This is a genomic window from Anaeromassilibacillus sp. An250 (genome assembly GCF_002159845.1).
In the GTDB taxonomy this organism is placed as follows: Bacteria; Bacillota; Clostridia; order Oscillospirales; family Acutalibacteraceae; genus Anaeromassilibacillus; species Anaeromassilibacillus stercoravium.
In genome coordinates this window covers 66,474-84,587 of record NZ_NFJK01000008.1, presented here as the reverse complement: position 1 = coordinate 84,587, position 18,114 = coordinate 66,474, and the positions used below count along the sequence as shown (strand labels likewise).

The window sequence follows — 18,114 nt, the reverse complement described above, 5'->3', positions numbered from 1 at the left end:
TCAGCTGACCCGTTCCAGATCTTTGCGCAGCCGTTCGATAATGCGTTTTTCCAACCGCGAGATGTAGGACTGTGAGATTCCCAAGCTATCGGCTACCTCTTTCTGGGTGTGCTCCTTGGTGTGGTTTAGCCCGAACCGGAGCTGCATGATCTTTTTTTCGCGCGGCGCCAGATGATCCACCGCATTCAGCAGCAGATCGCGCTCCACCTCCTGCTCCAGCCCATGGTTCACGGTATCCTGTTCGCTGCCCAAAATATCGGAGAGAAGCAGCTCATTGCCATCCCAGTCCACATTCAGCGGATCGTCGATCGAAATCTCATTTTTCTGCTGGGAACTTTTGCGCAGATACATCAAAATCTCATTTTCAATGCAGCGGGATGCATACGTCGCCAGCTTGATCTTGCGCTCCGGGCAAAAGGTATTCACCGCTTTGATGAGGCCGATGGTCCCGATGGAAATCAGATCCTCCACATTTGCCGTGCTGGATTCGAACTTCTTTGCAATATATACCACCAGGCGCAGGTTGTGGGTAATCAGCGGTTCACGGGCATTTTTCTTCCCTGCAAGGATGTTTTCCATCACGGCCGCTTCCTGCTCCGCCGTGAGGGGCGGCGGTAAAGTCTCCGGCCCGTTGATATAGTGGATTTCCCCCCGCACGCGGAATCGGAGCAACCAGAACGACCCTTTTTCGCGCAACCATTGGATCAGGTTGCCTGCTTTTTTTAGAAACACATACTCCCCTTTTGCCGCTGCCGTTCGGCATAGAACACTGCATCCTTTTGTCCACGGCCAAATTTAGACAAAAGGAGGATTCAGGACAATAGGTCCGGATGAAGCAACGCCTGGAACTCCCCATTGGAAAGCGGCTCTTGGCTCACCGCGATATATACGTCTCTCGTCTCTATAACCCGTTTGCCTGCGGAGATCACCAGCTTTTCCGGCCGGAATGCGGAAAGGACGCCCCCACCCCCGACCGCTCCATAGGGCACCAGGCGGAAAGCTGTCTGTTCCTGCTGCTGAGGAACCACCGCCTGGACCGCCTCTTCCTGCACCACGACCACCGGAAAGCCGGAAAACGGTTCGGTCAGGGTATTTCCCGTGTCCACTTTTGCGGTGCAGCGGCTCTCCTGCCCGCCTCGTTGGATCGTGATCGGGCAAAACAGCGCCTCTGGGCGCTGCCTTCCAGTGATCCGCTGGACTAGCCGGATGGCGAAATAGCATGCCACGGTTGCACAGAGCAAAAACAGTGGAGAAACATCAAAGTAAACAACGGAATTTTTGATCAGAAGGCCTTGCGGCGCTACAAAATACCAGAGGCAGAGCATAAAACCAGCGAATGCAAAGCTCGTCAGATAAAAACCCGCCAATGCCCGCAGGAAGGTTTTCCAGCTCTGTATGGGGAAAGCCAGCCAAATGATGGTCGCGGACATCAGCAATTTGACGAGGAGGGATAGAACCGGATACAACTCCGGCAGGAAGATGCTCAACGCATAAAAGGCACCCAAGGCAGCCCCTGCAACCATCCGTCCGCGCTTCGCCGGGATATGTAAGAAGCGTGCAACCGCAAGTAGCAAAAAATAATTGATGAATAGGTTTACTCCAATCAATACATCCAGATAAACGGTTTGCGTGTGTCCCATCCCCCCTTTTTTCTTTCCAAGGCGGTCATTTCCAGCGCTCTTTCATTATAGCGGTTTGTTTTTGCTATTTCTGTCAAAAACGGAGGGAGCTTTTCCATTTCCTTTGGCGGAAACGTGGGCAGGGCCGGCTCGAAGTTCCCTCTCCGAACCGGCCCTGCCGCTGCAATCTTTTAGGACTGCGGATTTGCATTTTGAAATTTTTGCTTTGCCTGCTGAATTTTCTGCTGCTGTGCCTGCGGCGTCGGATACCAACCGCGCTTCTTCATCTCATCAAACACATCCGCCTGAATCTGGTGTTCTTCGTTCAGGATGTTCATGAATTCATCGCGGATATCCGGCGTTGCACATTCGTTGGCGTACGTGTTGTACGTTTCTGTAATAAACTTCTGCGATGTCAAAACATCGTCGAATACTTCTTTTTCCTGCATGGCCATCGTCGATCCCTCCCTAGTTCAAAAAGCTCAAGAGCTTTTCATAATGGGTCTGGTGCTTTCCTGCAATTGCATTGCACTTTTGCTTGAGTTCCGGGTCTGTGCACTGCTGTGCATAGGCCGTGCACTTCGCAATCAGCAACTTTTCGCAGCTCAGCTGATCTTCAATGGCAGAAAGTTCTTTTTCTGTCAATGCCATTTGGAACACATCCCTTCTCTTATGGCGTTGCCAAGTATTTGGCAGCGCGATCTCTGCGGCTCTTTTCCGAACCTTGCTTCTTTTGGCGCCACTCGCAATAGCGGTAGCATGTCCTTTATTTTCCCATATTTGTACCGGTATTATACGCGATCGAATGGATTCAAATTTTTCTAATCGGGCTACCTTGCGCCGTCCATGCGCAAGATTCTATGTAGCCCGTCGAACTGTTTCGGTGCCGCCCAGCCCAAAACTGATGCTGAGTGCCTGATCGACCTGTTCCATGGAACGGCGGTCGATGCGTCCCATGCGCTCCTTCAAACGATGCTTATCAATGGTGCGCACTTGCTCCAATAGGACCACCGAATCCTTCGCCAGCCCGGTGTCCTCCGAATGCAGCATAATATGCGTGGGGAGGTTTGCTTTTGCCCGCTGGCTGGTGATGGCCGCCGCGATGACGGTCGGACTAAACCGGTTTCCAACATCGTTTTGAACAATTAGGACCGGGCGCACCCCACCCTGTTCCGAACCGACAACAGGGCTCAAATCGGCATAATAAATATCGCCTCTTCTAATGTTCACGCTTTTCACTCTCCAAATATAAGGATCATTACCACTCATGAGCTTATTCGTATTTTTGACAGTGGGTTCCACGTTTATTCGCATTCAAAAAATCTCTGCCAAAAAACTTGTCAAGCTCGTTATCATAATATTAGGAGAGGAAGGCCATGGACACAAAAACAAATTTGGGATTTACGCAGAAAATAGCTGCCGGCCGAAAGCAAAAACCGCTGCCCGGATTTCTCCGAACAGCGGGGTTATCTGTATATAAAATTATTTAACGTTTACTTATCACTACCAATAGAATAACTTTATATATCTTTATGTAATAAAGTTCTTAAAATATCACATTTAATTTTTAACAACTCTTTCGATCTATTATCACAAAACTTGATCATCACATTGAGGATACTATCACTATTATCTGCCGACGCATATACTAAAGTGAAATTATCTGGGAGAAATTTATCATCTCGTATTTTCATAGTTCTGTTGTTATATTGATCAATATTCTCCAAATCACAATCTACCACTAATGCAATTTTAGCTTCTCGACCTTCATGCTCTTGAATCTGTGAAATAGCTTTATTCCATACAGCTTGTTCCATTTGATACTTATTAAAACTATTTTCTGAAGAAATATCGCAAAATGAAGTTACTTCATAATTGTATGAATTATTTGATATCTTCTCAAATTTTTCAAGTTTAGCAACAGCTCCCCTTGAATACCAAATATCTCCTATTTGTTTTGTGTTAGTATCCACTGCATACACAGCATCAAATGAGGCTATATTTTCATTTAAGCTAAAATTTGCTATTTTCCCTGGAGTAGGAAAATAGCACAAAATTTTGTCTCCTTTTTTTACAGATGCTTTTCTATCCCTCTTATGTTTAAATATTACAGAAGTTATAGGTAGTGGTTTACCATCCTCACCAATAACAGAAATTTCTCCATTGACATTTCCTTTTACGCAAACAACTTGCTTTTTTTCCAAATATACAGCTATAGATAACTCTTTTTGTCTACTATATGTTTTCAAATTTTTCTTCAATATTTAGTCTCCTATAAACTGAGCATCTACTATTTTTAAGATTTTCCATTGATCTCTATACCTATTATTTTACAAGCAACGTCCGTTCTGCTGGCGGGTCGTAAAGGAACTGCGCTGTAAACTCCTTCTGTGGGATGGAGAGCGACTCGATCTGCCCCGTCTCCGCGTTTGCCGTCAGAGAAAAGTCACACCCATCAAAGCTTCCGCTGAATACGCCGTCCTGCCCTGCGGTCAGCACATCCGGGCGGCAGGCATAATCCAAGGTCTGCTGCAAAATCAAAGCGAAATTGTTCTGCGGAAGCGTACAAGCATCGCTCTGCGCTTCCAACCCAGCATAGGCGACGCTGAATCCCTCGCCGCTCCAATAGTAATCCATGCCGGATAGATCGTCCGGTTTCACAATGGACACGCGCAGGATTCCCGGCCCGGTGCGGTCCACCTCACAGGAAACCTGCGTTTCCCCCGAAGTGATCTCCGCCTTACACGAAAAATGGAACACCAAGTCCGCGGGTTCCAGCGGTTGGACCGCAGCCGTACAAGCGGACAGCAAACAAGCGAGCAATGGGAGTAGGAACAGCGCTGCCCTGCGCATGGGCATCCCTCCGGTCTATCGTTCGATTTCTAAAAACAGCTCCGGAAGCTTTTCAATCATGTCCGACGGGAGCATCGCGCACTTGGAAAGCCGCTGCGCACAGCGGTCTCCGGCCATGCCATGCAGGTATACGCAGCCAGCAGCTGCTGTCAACGGCTGCACCCCCTGGGCGACAAACGAAGCGATCATGCCAGCCAGCACATCGCCGCTGCCCGCCTTTGCCATGCCGGGGTTTCCTGTGATATTGAGGAACGCCTTTCCCTCCGGAGAAACCGCAATGGTCCCGGCGCCTTTGAGCACCATGGTTACATTGTGTTCCGCCGCAAAGCTCCGCGCATATTCCAAGCGGTGCGCCTGCACATCCGCGACATTGGTCTTGAGAAGGCGCGCCATCTCGCCGGGATGCGGCGTCATGATGACCGGCCCCTTTGCTGTTTTCAAAATATCTATATGCTCCGCGATGATATTTATGCCATCCGCGTCGATCACCAGGGGGCATTTTGCCGTCGCCAGCAGCTTGGTCACCAGCGCCACCGAAGCAGCGGATTTCCCCAGTCCACAGCCAATTAAGCAGGCCGTCGAACGCGAGAGGAAGGACAGCAAGTTGCGCTCACTCTCCCCAGAGAGCGAACCGTTCGGCAAGTGGTTCAGGAGCGTGTAGACCGGTTCGACCACCTGGGACGCCACAATGGGATAAATCGCCGACGGCAATGCGACGTTTACCAACCCAGCTCCACAGCGGATGGCTGCCTTCGCGCTCAAAACCGCTGCGCCGGCCATGCCCACGCTGCCGCATACACAAAGCAGGCGGCCATAACTGCCCTTGTTGCTCTCCGGCTTGCGCGGCTTCACCATGGCGCGCGCCACATTCTGCTCTGTCACCTCCAAGGTGGTCGGCTGGCGGTTGACCATCGCAGCCGTGATGCCCACCGGGACCACGGCCACTTGCCCGCAGTACGTCTTTCCGGGCTGTAAGAGGTGCGCGTTCTTTAAGGTGGTAAACGAAACCGTGTAATTTGCACGGATGCATTTTCCCTCAATCCCGCCAGTGTCGCAGATCACGCCGCTGGGAATATCCAGGGAGATCACGGTCGCCGTGCAGCTCTTTACCACGATAAACAGCGGATGCAAATATTCCGGAACCGAACCGTGGAAGCCAATCCCATAGATTGCATCCACAATATAGTCCGCAGAAGAAAGCATCGGCGCAATGATCTCCGGAGTTTCCAGATAATTGACTGTTTTGACCGTTGTGCCAGAGAGCTTTTCAAACATCTCCTGTGCGATCTCGGTGCCGGGCTGTCCCTCGGTGAGGACTACAATCACCTTCGCCCCCAGTTCCGCAAGATGGCGCGCAGCGACAAAGCCGTCCCCGCCGTTGTTCCCTTTTCCGCAAAGCACCACAATGTGCTTCTGGTCAACCGGGAAACGCTTCTTGATAAAGCGCGCGGCGGCCGCGCCTGCGTTTTCCATCAACTGCAAATAGCTGATTCCCGACCGGACGGCGTTCTTTTCCAGATTGCGGGTCTGTTCCGCATTCAATACCTTCATCTATGTACCTCTCCTTTTTATCCGGACTGCTCCGGGCACAATAGAAGCATTTTTGCTCTATGAACAGCAGGAATCCTCTTGGCGCTGGCCAATCACGACGGCCGCCGCATACTCCTTGGTGTGCGTCACGCTCACCGAAAACGTAAGGCCACGTTCTTGTGCAATGCGCCGTGCTGCCCCGCTTAAATGCAGGCTCGGTTCCCCCAAGCTTCCGCGCAGCAACTCCACTTCCGCAAGGGAAAAGCCGCGCACTCCCGTTCCCAGCGCCTTTGCAAACGCCTCTTTTGCGCAGAAAGAGGCCGCCGCACTTTGCGCGGAAAATCCGCGCTCCTGCAAAAAGGCCCATTCGCTGGGTCCAAATACCCTTTTACAAAAACGCGGATTTTGCATCGATTTTTTGATTCGCTTGATCTCAATCAGATCGATCCCCACCATGAGCATGCGCGGTACCCTGCCTATCTTCGTACAGCCGGTGCAACACAGGGGTTGCACCGGTAATACAGTCTAGTTGTATTATTGTACCATATTCCAGCGCTTTTTACAATTCCTGGTTTTTGATCTCGTCCGATTTTGCCGGAAAAACATCCTTGCTGTCCAAAGACGTCACTCGCCCACCTGCCAAATCTCTTTGGCATATTCCAGGATGGTGCGGTCGCTGGAGAATTTCCCCGCATTTGCGGTGTTGATCAAACATTTGCGGGTAAAACCCATGCGGTCGTCCCGATAGTCGGCATTGGCCTGGAGTTTTGCGTCGCAATACGGCAGGAAATCGAGCAGGAGATAGTAATTGTCCGGCTTATGCCAGCTTGCGCCCTTGAGCAGGGAATCGTAAAGCTCCTGGAACATGCCGGTCCCGCCGTCGCTGAAGGTCCCGTCCACGAGGGTGTCCACTACCCTGCGGATCCGCGGATAGGCCTCATAGACCATTTTCGGATCATAGACCGCTTCTATCTGCCCGAGCTCCTCCACCCTGGCGCCAAAGATATAGTTGTTCTCCTTGCCTGCCTGTTCAACGATCTCCACATTCGCGCCATCATACGTCCCCAGCGTCACGGCGCCATTGAGCATAAATTTCATATTGCCCGTACCGGAAGCCTCGGTCCCGGCAGTGGAAATCTGTTCGGAGACATCCGCCGCAGGGACCAATTTCTCCGCATAGGAAACATTGTAATTGGCCACAAACAGCACCTGCAAGCGGTCTTTGGTCTCCTCATCCTGGTTGACCAGCTTGGCGATCTCATTGATGTATTTGATCACGCCCTTGGCGCGGAAATACCCCGGCGCTGCCTTTGCTCCAAAGAGGAAGACCGTCGGATAAAAATCTTTGATCCGTCCATCCTTCAGGCCAAAATAGATGTCCAAGATGGAAAACGCATTCAAAAGCTGGCGCTTATATTCGTGCAGGCGCTTTGCCTGAATATCGAAGAGGAAATTGGGGTCCAGGCGGACGCCGTCGTGCTTCTCCACATACGCCGCCAGCTCCTGTTTTTTCATCTGTTTGATCTCTGCAAATTGCCGCAAGAACTCCGCATCCTCCTGGAACGCTTCCAGTCCCTTCAGCTTTGTGAGATCCGTAATCCAGCCGCTGCCGATTTTGCCGGTGATAAACCCGGAAAGCTCCTGGTTGCACAGGGCCAGCCAACGGCGCTGGGTAATGCCGTTGGTCTTATTGTTGAAGCGCTCCGGATACAAGCGGTACCATTCGTTGAGCGCCGTGTTCTTGAGGATCTCCGTGTGGATTTTCGCCACACCGTTGGTGGAATGCGTGGCAAAGATCGCCATCCGCGCCATGTGGATCATCCCTCCGTCGATGATCCGATAGGGCGCCTGGGCTTCCCCTTGAATCCCCTTGCCGTCGAGCTCCTTTTGCAGGGCTTTATCGATCATCACCACATAGCGGTACACCTGCGGGATCACCGACTTAAACAGGCGCACATCCCACTTCTCCAGGGCCTCCGCCATGATGGTGTGGTTGGTATAGGCAAAGGTCTGCCGCGCAATCTTCAAAGCGCGGGCAAACGGGACGCCCTCCTCCGCCAAGAGCCGCACCAGCTCTGCGATAGAGACCACCGGATGGGTGTCGTTCAACTGGATGGCATATTCCTCCGGGAACGCTGCGAAATCATTCCCATGCTTCTGTTTGTATTGGCGCAGGATATCCTGGAGGGATGCGCTGGAGAAGAAATATTGCTGTTTCAAACGCAGGCGCTTCCCTTTGTCCGTGTCGTCGTTTGGATACAGCACGCTGGAAATCGCTTCTGCCTCGTCGCGATCCCGCACCGCGCGGTCGTATTTCTGCTCGTTAAACAGCTGGAAATCGAATCCATTGACGGGTTCCGCCTGCCAGAGGCGCAGCGTATTGATCCGCTTTCCGCCGTACCCAATGACCGGCATATCGTACGGCACCGCATATACCTGCTGGTTCTTAAACTCGACCAGCACCTTTTCGCTCTCTCGCCGGATGGACCACGGGTCGCCAAACCGCTGCCAATCGTCCGCCGTCTCCCGCTGGAATCCGTTCTCAAAATATTGCTTAAACAGGCCGTATTTGTAGCGAATCCCGTAGCCATTCAGCGGGATGTTGTGTGTGGCAGCTGAATCCAGGAAACAGGCGGCCAAGCGTCCCAAACCACCGTTGCCCAACGCCGGGTCCTCGATGTCCTCAAAGATTGAAAGCTCAATCCCATTCTCATTGAACAGCTCCGCGAGCTGGTCCAGCAAGCCCAAATTGAGCAGGTTGTTGTAAATGAGGCGGCCAATCAGAAATTCTGCGGAAAAATAGCACGCCTGTTTGCCTTCATAAGGCTTCCTCCAATCGGCGGCGACCGCCTTCATCATAGCTTTGGAAACCGCGTCGTACAGCTCCACTGTGCTGGCCTCTTGGATGGTCTTTCCATAGTCCAGCTCCAACGCCTCACAGATATCATACTTAAAGGTGTTCATCCCTCAAATCCTCCTGGTTATCTTCCATAAATCTCCGTCAGCCCGCGCAGCCAGTCCGCCAGCTCGACGGTCAACTGGCCGTCCACCAACCGCCAGCGCCAATTGCCCCCCAGCGTGGAGGGGAAATTCATCCGCGCGCTGTTCGGCAGGAACAAAAGATCCTGTATCTGATAGAGAACCGTATTGGCCACGCTCGCATAGCCCGCCACGACCATCGCCTTGGGGATATCCTTGCGGCGATGTACCTGCAAATAGCGCATGGCATAGCGGGAATCCTTCGATAGGTTCTCCACATAACGTCCCACCAGCGTCTCATTGTCATGCGTGCCGCCGTAAATGGCCAAGTTCTGCGAATAATTGTGCGGAAGGTGTTCGTTTTGCGCATCCGAATCGAACCCAAACTGCATCACTTTCATGCCGGGGTATCCCGCCTGTTTCAGCACTTTGCGCACCTCGGGGACCAATGCCCCCAGGTCTTCCGCAATGATCTTCGACTTGCCGACCGCGGAGTCCATCGCCTTCACAAGCTTCATGCCGGGCCCCTGCCGCCACTCGCCCACCGCAGCGGTTGTCGCCCCGTAGGGGATGGCATAGTACCGCACGGTGCCGATGAAATGATCGATGCGGATCACGTCGTACAAACGGGCGGAATGCGCCATGCGCGCTTTCCACCAGGCAAAATCCGTGCGCTCCATCTCTTCCCAGTCATAGAGTGGGTTGCCCCAAAGCTGGCCCGTCTCGGAAAACGCATCCGGCGGAACGCCGGCCACGCAGGTGGGCCTGCGCTGCTCATCCAACTGGAACAACTCCCCATGGACCCACACGTCCGCGCTGTCCAACGCGACGTAGATCGGGATATCGCCGATGATCTGCACGCCGTTTTGTTTGGCATATGTCCGGATGCGGTCCCACTGTTCAAAAAATTTATACTGGCAGAATTTCCAGAAATCCCGCTCCTCTTCCAGCAATCCAGACCAGATCTCCACCTCTTCTGCATCGCGCAGACGGATCTTCTCCGGCCAACGGAGCCATTCATGGCCCTCAAAGGAATCCTTCAACGCCATATATAGGGCATAATCCTCCAGCCATAGGGCTTGCGCTTCACAAAACGCCCGATACTCCTGCGTATCCCTGTGGCGGCTTCTCTGAAAAGCCGACCGCAGCACCTGGAACCGGGATTGATAAATCTTTGCATAATTCACATCGTCCGGGGCGTCTCCCCAGTCAAAAGCGTCGATCTCCGCCTGTTCCAGCAAGCCTTCTTCCCGCAGAGTATCTAAGTCGATAAAATAGGGATTGCCCGCAAACGCAGAAAACGACTGATAGGGGCTGTCGCCAAAACTGGTCGGCCCCACGGGGAGCACCTGCCAGTATTTCTGCCCGGCCTCCTTTAAGAAGTCGATAAACGCAAAGGCTGCCTTTCCCAATGCGCCGATCCCATAAGGGGACGGCAAACTGCTGACCGGCAGCAAAATCCCCGCTCCGCGGGGCAATTCTTTCCTTTTATTTGGCATAAAATCACCTAAATCACGAAAATATTCGAAATCTCACCGCATGATATGATACCAAATCCTCTTGGTAATGTCAACTAACATAGAGGCATTTCGTTAGAATTTGTTGTGAATTATGGCTGTTTTTGTTTGATTCTCTCTTTCGGACTTGCTGCGGAATGTTTGTGATTTGAAAAGCCTTCCGTTACGGTTCTGGAACAACCGGAAACAGAACCAACTCCTCTTGGAAACATCAGAAGCGATTTTCCAATGCTCCCTCTCATCCGTCAAACGGTGCTTCTGAAAAAGCACTTGCAACCCAGCGTTTGGCAGGATATACTAAAAACTAAGTGTTTTCCGTATCCCATTATCCCATTCGAAAATCCGATCCGCCTCATCGCAGGATCTTTCAGCCCTGCGCCGCTCCCCCATTCGGGAGCCCCGCCGTAAGGCATGGCGCAATAACGGGATATATTTGGTCATTCTTCAGGAGGTACCGTCGTGGCAACCATTAAAGACATTGCAAAGAAACTTGGTATTGCGACCAGCACCGTCTCCAAAGGGCTAAACGGCGCCAAGGATATCAGCGAAGAAACCCGCCAGCTTGTTCTGGATACTGCCGTTGAGATGGGATATGCCGTCAAACGTGTCCAGCGCAAAGGGACGCACAAGGTCTGCATTTTAATCGAAAATATGGAGTACAACAGCATCGACCAATTTGGCTACGAAATCATCGTTGGATTCAAGTTGGCCGCCGCGCGCCGTCACTTTGACGTCACAGTGCTCCCCACCAATCTCAATATGCAGGCGGAGGAAAAATATGACTCCTTCATGCTCAAGAATGGCTTTTGCGGGGCTTTTTTGCTCGGATTTTCCTTGCATGACGATTACATAGCGCAAGTCCATAAGACAAGCGTTCCAACCGTCCTCTTCGACAATGTCATCCAAAACCGGCATGTGGGAAGCGTGGGCACAGACGGCTTCGAGGGGATTGAACTGGCCGTGCGCCTGCTGGCGGACGGCGGCCACAAGCGCATCGCGCTCTTAAACGGCGCAAAGAACAGCATGGTCACGAAGGAACGGCACGACGCTTTCCTGGAATCGATGGAACGCCATAAACTCACAGTAGACCCCGCCCTTGTCCAAAACGGCTGGTTTGTCGCGGACTGCGCCAAACAACACGTTGCACACTTCCTCGAACACGGTGCGACCGCGATCGTCTGTGCCAGCGACTTGATCGCCTCCGGCGTGATCGCAGAGCTAAAGCGGCTGGGAAAGCGCGTCCCGGAGGACGTCAGCGTCATCGGGTTTGACGATCTCCCCATCGCCCAGCATCTGTGCCCCGCCCTCACCACCGTCCGGCAGGACCGCGTCTCACTCGGCAAAAGCGCTTTTATGCTCCTGGAAGAGCTGATCGGCGGCGTCAGCATTGGGAAATTGCTCTTGCGGCCCGAATTGATTATCCGGGAATCCACCGGGCCGTGCCCAGAGAAAGAAGCGCCGAAAATTCCGCAAAAAAGCTTGTATTTTTAAAAAAAAGATGCTATATTAAAAAATAACGCGAGGAAAAAGGAAAGTAGCTTTTCTTCCAGCAGACAGAGAGGGCGCGCCACCGGCTGTAAGCGGGCCTGTGCATGGGAAAAGGGAAGTTCCCTTTGGAGCGGCGCGGCTGAAGGTGTTCTGGTAGGCTGCGACGGGTGGCGCCGTTATCGGCCGGAAAGCTGCACATCGCGCAAAACGATGTGAATCAGGGTGGTACCGCGGAGCGTTTTACGCCTTCGTCCCTTATGTTTGAGAAGGGGCGAAGGCGTTTTTTGTTTATCGTCCCAATACTTTATCGTTTTGAAAGGAATGATTACGCAATGAAGCAGAAGCTGGAGGAAATCCGCGCGAATGCGGCGCGGGAGCTGGCGGAAGCAAGCGACTCCCAAGCGCTGGAAAGCCTGCGCGTCAAGTATCTTGGGAAAAAAGGTGAGGTAACCTCCATCCTCAAGCAGATGGGCAAGCTCTCTCCCGAAGAGCGCCCGGTCATCGGCGAACTGGCCAACAAGGTTCGCGCGTTTATCGAAGACGACCTGACGAAGCGCGCCGCGGAGCTGAAGGCGCAGGCGACCCAGAAACGTTTGGAAGAGGAGCGCCTCGACGTAACCCTGCCGGGCAAACACCGCGAGCTGGGCGTGAAGCATCCGCTCTCTATTGTTTTGGACGAGATCAAGGAAATCTTTGTCGGCATGGGCTTTGACATTGTAGAAGGCCCGGAAGTCGAATATGATTATTATAATTTTGAGGCATTGAATATCCCGAAGGACCATCCGGCGCGCGATACGCAGGATACCTTCTATATCAACGAAAACATCCTCCTGCGCACACAGACCTCCCCGGTGCAGGTGCGCGTCATGGAAAAGCAGAAACCGCCGATCCGCATCATCTCCCCCGGCCGTGTCTACCGCTCCGATGCAGTGGACGCGACCCACTCCCCGCTCTTCCATCAGATCGAGGGCCTTGTGGTGGACAAAGGGATCACCTTTGCCGATCTGAAGGGCACGCTGGAAACCTTCGTGAAGCGTCTGTACGGCGAAGATTCCGTCGTCCGCTTCCGCCCGCACCACTTCCCCTTTACGGAACCGAGCGCCGAAGTCGACGTGCAGTGCTTCAACTGCCACGGCGAAGGCTGCCGTCTGTGCAAGGGCGAGGGCTGGATCGAGATCCTCGGCTGCGGTATGGTGCATCCGAAGGTGCTCTCCAACTGCGGCATCGATCCGGAAGTCTACAGCGGCTTCGCGCTCGGCATGGGCCTGGAGCGCGTGGTCATGCGGCGCTACAACATCGACGACCTGCGCCTGTTCTATGAGAACGACGTGCGGTTCCTCAAACAGTTCGGTTGATGACTTGAGATGATATAGAAAGCGTGGTAAAGAACGATGAATCTTTCAATGAGATGGCTGAAAGAATTTGTAACGCTCGATGAAATGCCGATGCGGGCATTCACCGAAGCGATCACCATGAGCGGCTCTAAAGTAGAGGGCTGGGAAAAAGAAGGCAGCGAGATTGAAAACGTCGTGGTTGGGCAGGTGCTCAAGCTGGAAAGGCATCCGGATTCCGACCACCTCTGGATCTGCCAGATCGACGTCGGCGCAGGTGAACCGCTGCAAATTGTCACCGGCGCACAGAATTTGCAGCAGAACGACTTTGTCCCGGTGGCGCTGCACAATTCCATGCTGCCGGGCGGTAAGAAGATCAAAAAAGGCAAGCTGCGCGGCGTGGAGAGCAACGGAATGCTCTGTTCCCTGGGCGAACTGGGGCTGACGCAGCACGACTTCCCCAACGCCATCGAGGACGGGATCTTTGTGCTGGGCGATGACTGCGACCATACGCTCGGCAAGCCGATCTGCGAGGCCATTGGCTTTGACGACACCAAGGTGGAATTCGAAATCACCTCCAACCGCCCGGACTGCTTCTCCGTAATTGGTCTGGCGCGTGAAGCTGCCGCCACCTTTGATAAAGAGCTGCACCTGCACACCCCCGTTGTCAAGGGCGGCCATGGCGATTGCACGCCGCTTTTGGACGTCAAAATTGAAGAGCCGGACCTGTGCTATATCTATTCGGCGAAAGTGGTCAAAAATGTGCGCGTGAAGCCCTCGCCGCGCTGGATGCGCGAGCGTCTGCGCGCCATGGGTGTCCGTCCCATCAACAACATCGTGGACATCACCAACTATGTGATGCTCGAATATGGCCAGCCGATGCACGCCTTTGACCTGCGCTATGTAGACGATGCGACCATCCGCGTACGCCGCGCTAAAGCAGGCGAAACGATCACCACCTTGGATGGCGTGGACCGCAAGCTCACAGAGAAGCAGCTTGTCATCGCAGACGCGCATAAGCCGATTGCCATTGCGGGCGTCATGGGCGGCGAATACAGCGGCATCATGGACGACACCACTACGATTGTGTTTGAATCCGCCTGCTTCAACGGCTCTTCCGTGCGCACGACGGCGCGCGACCAGGGCATGCGTACAGACGCATCCGCCCGTTACGAGAAGGGGCTGGACCCCAACAACTGCCTGCCTGCATTGGAGCGCGCCTGCGAATTGGTGGAGATGCTCGATGCCGGCGACGTCATGGACGGCGTGATCGTCGATGACCATTCCTCCAAAGAGCGCCACAGAATCCATCTGGATGTGGATTGGATCAACCGTTTCCTGGACACGAACCTTTCCGCCGACGAGATGAAGGCGACATTGACAAAGCTCGATTGCCAGTTTGATGGCGACGACATTTTGGTACCCACCTTCCGGCCCGACTTGGAACACAAGGCGGATATTGCGGAAGAGATTGTGCGCTTCTATGGCTATAATAAGGTCCCCGGCACCTCGCTGAACGGCGGTGCGCAGGGTAAATATACGCCGCGTCAGAAGTTCCTCTCCAAAATCAGCGACACCATGTTTGCTTTGGGCGCCAGCGAGATCATGACGTATTCGTTCATCAGCCCCAAATACTACGATAAGATCCGGATGCCTGCGGACAGCCCGCTGCGCAAATCCATTGTGATTTCCAACCCGCTCGGCGAAGACACCAGCATCATGCGCACCGTTGCGCTCCCGTCCATGTTGGAGGTCCTCTCCCGCAACTACAACAACCGCAACGAGGCCGCGTACCTCTTCGAGCTGGCCAGCGAATACATCCCCACAACGGAGGACAAATTGCCGGTTGAAAAGGCGACCCTGGTGGTTGGCATGTACGGCAACAACGCAGATTTCTTCACCGTCAAGGGCATGGCGGAACAGCTTTTGGAAAAGCTCTCCGTTACGGATTATGACATCGCCGCTTCTTCCGAGGAATACAGTTACCATCCCGGCCGCTGCGCGGTGCTCACCATCGGCGGACAGCGCCTGGGCGTGATCGGTGAAATCCACCCCGAAGTGGCGGAAAACTATGGGATTGATGAGCGCGTATATTGCTTCACCCTGGATGTGGACATGCTGTTTGCCAATGCCAAGACGGACAAAACCTACACGCCCCTGCCGAAGTTCCCGGCAGTCACACGCGACTTGGCCCTCCTGTGCGACGACGCCATCCCGGTATTGGATCTGGAAAAGGCCATCGTGCGCGGTGCAGGAAACCTGCTGGAGAAGATCAAGCTGTTCGATGTCTACAAGGGCGCGCAGATTGAAGCTGGCAAAAAGAGCGTGGCGTTTAACATCGTCCTGCGTTCGAGCGACAGCACCCTGACCGACGAGCAGACCAACCGTGTGATGAAAAAAGTCATGGAAGAGTTGGAAAAGGTCGGCGCGGTTTTGCGTTCCTAATGTTGCAAATACGTTGGAAGAGGGCCATGCAAATTTTGCATGGCTCTTTGCTTTTTATTTCCTCTTCTGAAAACGCATATGGATGTTTCCCCTCACACCGGTCCGTCCTGGATTCGGCAATTGTTCATAAATTTCTTCTTGAAATTATGGTCTATATGCGGTATTATATATTATAAATATCATTGTGTTTTCGGTGCACGTTGTATAAAACCCCCATTTTATGCAAGGATGAAGTATGAACCATTGGAGGTGTTTCCATGTTTGACGATAAGACGATGACCTTTTCTCTAGGCCAGAATCGGGAGGACGACATCAAACAGATCCTCACCATCGTGTACGACGCCCTTAAAGAGAAGGGATATAATCCGATCAGCCAGCTTGTCGGCTATATCTTATCGGAGGATCCCACGTATATTACAACCCATAACAACGCACGCAGCTTGATCCGCCGGATCGACCGCGACGAATTGCTTCAGGTGTTGCTGAAATCCTATCTGGGCGAATAAATCACCGTACGAATGATATTAATACGAATCGAAGAGGATGGTTGCAGCTATGAGTGAAAAGAAGGATCAGCCGAAATTTCCAACCTATAAGGGAAAACCGCTTGTGCGGTGCGGCGATGTGATTTATTACGGCAGCATGAAGGATAAATACGTAGTCAAGCTTGAGATCAAGAGCAAGAAAAAAGTCAAAGATATGGATGTAGCCGACCGCGTAACCGTACAGCTGATGTATACCGACCCCAATATCCGCACGCGCAAGCAAATTGTAAAAACCAGCGAAAAAGAAGGGCTCTACCTCGCAATGGACATTGCGGATGCATGGCTTACCAGGGCGCTGGCGGAATAATGACGGCGATAAAAGCCGGATGGAGAACAGAATGTCTGTTGTTCCATCCGGCTTTTTGTCTTTGTTTCGTTGCCCTATATGGGCTGTTAAGCCTCCTGTAACGATTGCAGATCCTCTTTTTCCTTCTTCAAGCGTTCCGCCCCTGCCCCGTAACCATACCGATTGCGGTATTTCCAGGTAAAAAACAAGGAGAAAATGATCGCGCCAAGCTCTGCGGCGGGAATTGTCAGCCACACACCGTCCAACCCCAGGAAAGAGGGCAGGAGTACAATGCCCAACACAACGAACACAAGTGTGCGCAGCAGGGATAAAAGTCCGGAGATCAGTCCGTTGGAAAACGCCGTGAACATGCCGGAGGCAAAGATGTTGATCCCAACCGGCAAAAAGCTTCCCACGAAAAGATAGAAGCCATGCAGCGCCAAATCGTATACCTCCGTGCCCTCCGGTGAAAAGATGCCCATCAGGAATGGCGCAAAGAGAATGGACAGCGCCAGTGTAATGATGGAACAAGCGATGAGAAAGGTGTAACAATAGCGGATGATCCGGCGCTCTTGCTCCCAGTTTTGCGCCCCATAGTGGAAGCTGATGACCGGCGCCACGCCCGAGGTAAATCCCAAGAATATGGAAACCATCAGGAACTGCGCATAGAGGACGATCGTGATCGCAGCCACGCCGTTTTCGCCGAGGTAGTGCAGCATTGCCATGTTAAACAGGAAGGTGGTAATTCCCATCGAAAGGTTTGTCACCATCTCCGAGGCGCCGTTTACGCAGCAATGCGCCAACATCTTCCCCTCAAAGGTTGGCTTTTGGAAATGTAAGATATTTGTGCCAAATACAAAATAAAGGATTCCCACAATGGCAGGAAGGAGCTGGCCCAAGCCGGTCGCGATGGCCGCGCCTGCCACACCCATACCCATCGGCACAATAAAGACATAATCCAAAACGATGTTGATGACTCCCCCTAGCACACTGTTCGCCAGGCCGATCTGCGGCTTTCCAGCAGTCACCATGAAGTAGTCAAACAGGCACTTGACGATATTGGCCGGTGCAAATAACAGGCAGATATAGGAATAGATGTAGCAATCCTCATATAAAAGTTCCGTAGCACCCAGTGCGCGCACGATTGGCCCTGTAAACAAAAAGCCCACCAAGGCAAAGAGAATTCCAACCACGATGGACGAAATGACAATCAAAGTAAAATGTCCCCTCGCGCGGTCCTCTTGATTCTCCCCCATCTCCTTTGCCACAATCGCACTGCCGCCGGTTGCAAACATGACACCAATTCCAGAAACAATATTCACCAATGGCATCGCAATATTGACCGCAGACAGTGCATTTGAACCCACAAAGCGCGATACAAAGATACCGTCCACAACTGTATAAAAGGATAAAACCAGCATCATCACAATCGTAGGCACTGCAAACCGCAGCAAGGAGAAAAAGCGAAATTCCCTTGCCAACGCATTCATCGAAAAAATTCTCCTCTCTTTTTAGATTGCA

The 18,114-nt window shown here is 52.7% G+C and carries 17 protein-coding genes and 1 other annotated feature; of the genes, 5 read left to right on the top strand and 12 right to left on the bottom strand.

Annotated elements, in window-relative coordinates; translation table 11 throughout:
• The 11 genes from sigE to malQ form a co-directional block, all read right to left on the bottom strand.
• Window positions 1-705: an RNA polymerase sporulation sigma factor SigE gene (gene sigE / locus B5F54_RS08770; RefSeq protein ID WP_442856116.1), complete on the bottom strand. Its 705-nt coding sequence runs from the start codon at window positions 703-705 to the stop codon at window positions 1-3.
• A gap of 107 nt (window positions 706-812) precedes the next feature.
• Complete coding sequence (locus B5F54_RS08765) at window positions 813-1,640, bottom strand: sigma-E processing peptidase SpoIIGA (RefSeq protein ID WP_087233294.1); 828 nt, start codon at window positions 1,638-1,640, stop codon at window positions 813-815.
• 170 nt (window positions 1,641-1,810) lie between these two features.
• Window positions 1,811-2,074 (bottom strand): spore coat protein, encoded by a 264-nt coding sequence (locus B5F54_RS08760; RefSeq protein WP_087233291.1) that lies wholly within the window; start codon window positions 2,072-2,074, stop codon window positions 1,811-1,813.
• A 13-nt stretch (window positions 2,075-2,087) separates the two neighbouring features.
• On the bottom strand, window positions 2,088-2,270 hold the full coding sequence (locus B5F54_RS08755; RefSeq protein WP_087233288.1) for a spore coat protein: 183 nt from the start codon (window positions 2,268-2,270) through the stop codon (window positions 2,088-2,090).
• A 207-nt stretch (window positions 2,271-2,477) separates the two neighbouring features.
• Window positions 2,478-2,888, bottom strand: a complete 411-nt coding sequence (locus B5F54_RS08750; protein WP_207738202.1) for a type II toxin-antitoxin system PemK/MazF family toxin — start codon at window positions 2,886-2,888, stop codon at window positions 2,478-2,480.
• Between the two features lie 251 nt (window positions 2,889-3,139).
• A complete protein-coding gene (locus B5F54_RS08745; RefSeq protein ID WP_087233285.1) occupies window positions 3,140-3,880 on the bottom strand; it encodes a hypothetical protein in 741 nt (246 codons plus the stop codon).
• 64 nt (window positions 3,881-3,944) lie between these two features.
• Window positions 3,945-4,472, bottom strand: a complete 528-nt coding sequence (locus B5F54_RS08740; RefSeq protein WP_087233282.1) for a hypothetical protein — start codon at window positions 4,470-4,472, stop codon at window positions 3,945-3,947.
• A 15-nt stretch (window positions 4,473-4,487) separates the two neighbouring features.
• Entirely contained in the window at window positions 4,488-6,023 is a 1,536-nt protein-coding gene (locus tag B5F54_RS08735) for an NAD(P)H-hydrate dehydratase (protein ID WP_087233279.1), read from the bottom strand.
• 57 nt (window positions 6,024-6,080) lie between these two features.
• On the bottom strand, window positions 6,081-6,464 hold the full coding sequence (acpS, locus tag B5F54_RS08730) for a holo-ACP synthase (RefSeq protein WP_087233276.1): 384 nt from the start codon (window positions 6,462-6,464) through the stop codon (window positions 6,081-6,083).
• Window positions 6,465-6,626: 162 nt separating this feature from the next.
• Window positions 6,627-8,966, bottom strand: a complete 2,340-nt coding sequence (locus B5F54_RS08725) for a glycogen/starch/alpha-glucan phosphorylase (protein WP_087233273.1) — start codon at window positions 8,964-8,966, stop codon at window positions 6,627-6,629.
• Window positions 8,967-8,983: 17 nt separating this feature from the next.
• Window positions 8,984-10,480, bottom strand: coding sequence for a 4-alpha-glucanotransferase (malQ, locus tag B5F54_RS08720; RefSeq protein ID WP_087233270.1), 1,497 nt, complete (start codon window positions 10,478-10,480; stop codon window positions 8,984-8,986).
• Window positions 10,481-10,957: 477 nt separating this feature from the next.
• On the opposite strand from malQ, the gene B5F54_RS08715 reads away from it, so the two are divergent.
• The 5 genes from B5F54_RS08715 to B5F54_RS08695 all read left to right on the top strand — a co-directional run bounded on the left by B5F54_RS08715 (window position 10,958) and on the right by B5F54_RS08695 (window position 16,614).
• A complete protein-coding gene (locus B5F54_RS08715) occupies window positions 10,958-11,989 on the top strand; it encodes a LacI family DNA-binding transcriptional regulator (RefSeq protein ID WP_087233267.1) in 1,032 nt (343 codons plus the stop codon).
• A 21-nt stretch (window positions 11,990-12,010) separates the two neighbouring features.
• Window positions 12,011-12,245 (top strand) — a binding site (T-box leader).
• Window positions 12,246-12,318: 73 nt separating this feature from the next.
• Window positions 12,319-13,341 (top strand): phenylalanine--tRNA ligase subunit alpha, encoded by a 1,023-nt coding sequence (pheS, locus tag B5F54_RS08710; protein WP_087233264.1) that lies wholly within the window; start codon window positions 12,319-12,321, stop codon window positions 13,339-13,341.
• A 36-nt stretch (window positions 13,342-13,377) separates the two neighbouring features.
• Window positions 13,378-15,762 (top strand): phenylalanine--tRNA ligase subunit beta, encoded by a 2,385-nt coding sequence (pheT, locus tag B5F54_RS08705; RefSeq protein WP_087233261.1) that lies wholly within the window; start codon window positions 13,378-13,380, stop codon window positions 15,760-15,762.
• Window positions 15,763-16,019: 257 nt separating this feature from the next.
• Window positions 16,020-16,268: an IreB family regulatory phosphoprotein gene (locus B5F54_RS08700; protein ID WP_054322992.1), complete on the top strand. Its 249-nt coding sequence runs from the start codon at window positions 16,020-16,022 to the stop codon at window positions 16,266-16,268.
• Between the two features lie 49 nt (window positions 16,269-16,317).
• Window positions 16,318-16,614, top strand: a complete 297-nt coding sequence (locus B5F54_RS08695) for a hypothetical protein (RefSeq protein WP_191362792.1) — start codon at window positions 16,318-16,320, stop codon at window positions 16,612-16,614.
• A gap of 86 nt (window positions 16,615-16,700) precedes the next feature.
• Here the strand turns inward: B5F54_RS08695 and B5F54_RS08690 are convergent, their stop codons facing one another.
• A complete protein-coding gene (locus tag B5F54_RS08690; protein WP_191405600.1) occupies window positions 16,701-18,083 on the bottom strand; it encodes an MATE family efflux transporter in 1,383 nt (460 codons plus the stop codon).
• Between the last annotated feature and the right edge of the window lie 31 nt (window positions 18,084-18,114).

What these genes read in the sequence shown, in the direction of transcription:
- pheT (WP_087233261.1), top strand. Translation starts at nt 13,378, where the DNA reads ATGAATCTTTCAATGAGATGGCTGAAAGAATTTGTAACGCTCGATGAA.
- B5F54_RS08700 (WP_054322992.1), top strand. Translation starts at nt 16,020, where the DNA reads ATGTTTGACGATAAGACGATGACCTTTTCTCTAGGCCAGAATCGGGAG.
- B5F54_RS08760 (WP_087233291.1), bottom strand. Translation starts at nt 2,074, where the DNA reads ATGGCCATGCAGGAAAAAGAAGTATTCGACGATGTTTTGACATCGCAG.
- B5F54_RS08725 (WP_087233273.1), bottom strand. Translation starts at nt 8,966, where the DNA reads ATGAACACCTTTAAGTATGATATCTGTGAGGCGTTGGAGCTGGACTAT.
- B5F54_RS08740 (WP_087233282.1), bottom strand. Translation starts at nt 4,472, where the DNA reads ATGCGCAGGGCAGCGCTGTTCCTACTCCCATTGCTCGCTTGTTTGCTG.
- B5F54_RS08690 (WP_191405600.1), bottom strand. Translation starts at nt 18,083, where the DNA reads ATGAATGCGTTGGCAAGGGAATTTCGCTTTTTCTCCTTGCTGCGGTTT.
- B5F54_RS08765 (WP_087233294.1), bottom strand. Translation starts at nt 1,640, where the DNA reads ATGGGACACACGCAAACCGTTTATCTGGATGTATTGATTGGAGTAAAC.
- acpS (WP_087233276.1), bottom strand. Translation starts at nt 6,464, where the DNA reads ATGCTCATGGTGGGGATCGATCTGATTGAGATCAAGCGAATCAAAAAA.
- B5F54_RS08750 (WP_207738202.1), bottom strand. Translation starts at nt 2,888, where the DNA reads ATGAGTGGTAATGATCCTTATATTTGGAGAGTGAAAAGCGTGAACATT.
- B5F54_RS08755 (WP_087233288.1), bottom strand. Translation starts at nt 2,270, where the DNA reads ATGGCATTGACAGAAAAAGAACTTTCTGCCATTGAAGATCAGCTGAGC.
- B5F54_RS08735 (WP_087233279.1), bottom strand. Translation starts at nt 6,023, where the DNA reads ATGAAGGTATTGAATGCGGAACAGACCCGCAATCTGGAAAAGAACGCC.
- pheS (WP_087233264.1), top strand. Translation starts at nt 12,319, where the DNA reads ATGAAGCAGAAGCTGGAGGAAATCCGCGCGAATGCGGCGCGGGAGCTG.
- B5F54_RS08695 (WP_191362792.1), top strand. Translation starts at nt 16,318, where the DNA reads ATGAGTGAAAAGAAGGATCAGCCGAAATTTCCAACCTATAAGGGAAAA.
- malQ (WP_087233270.1), bottom strand. Translation starts at nt 10,480, where the DNA reads ATGCCAAATAAAAGGAAAGAATTGCCCCGCGGAGCGGGGATTTTGCTG.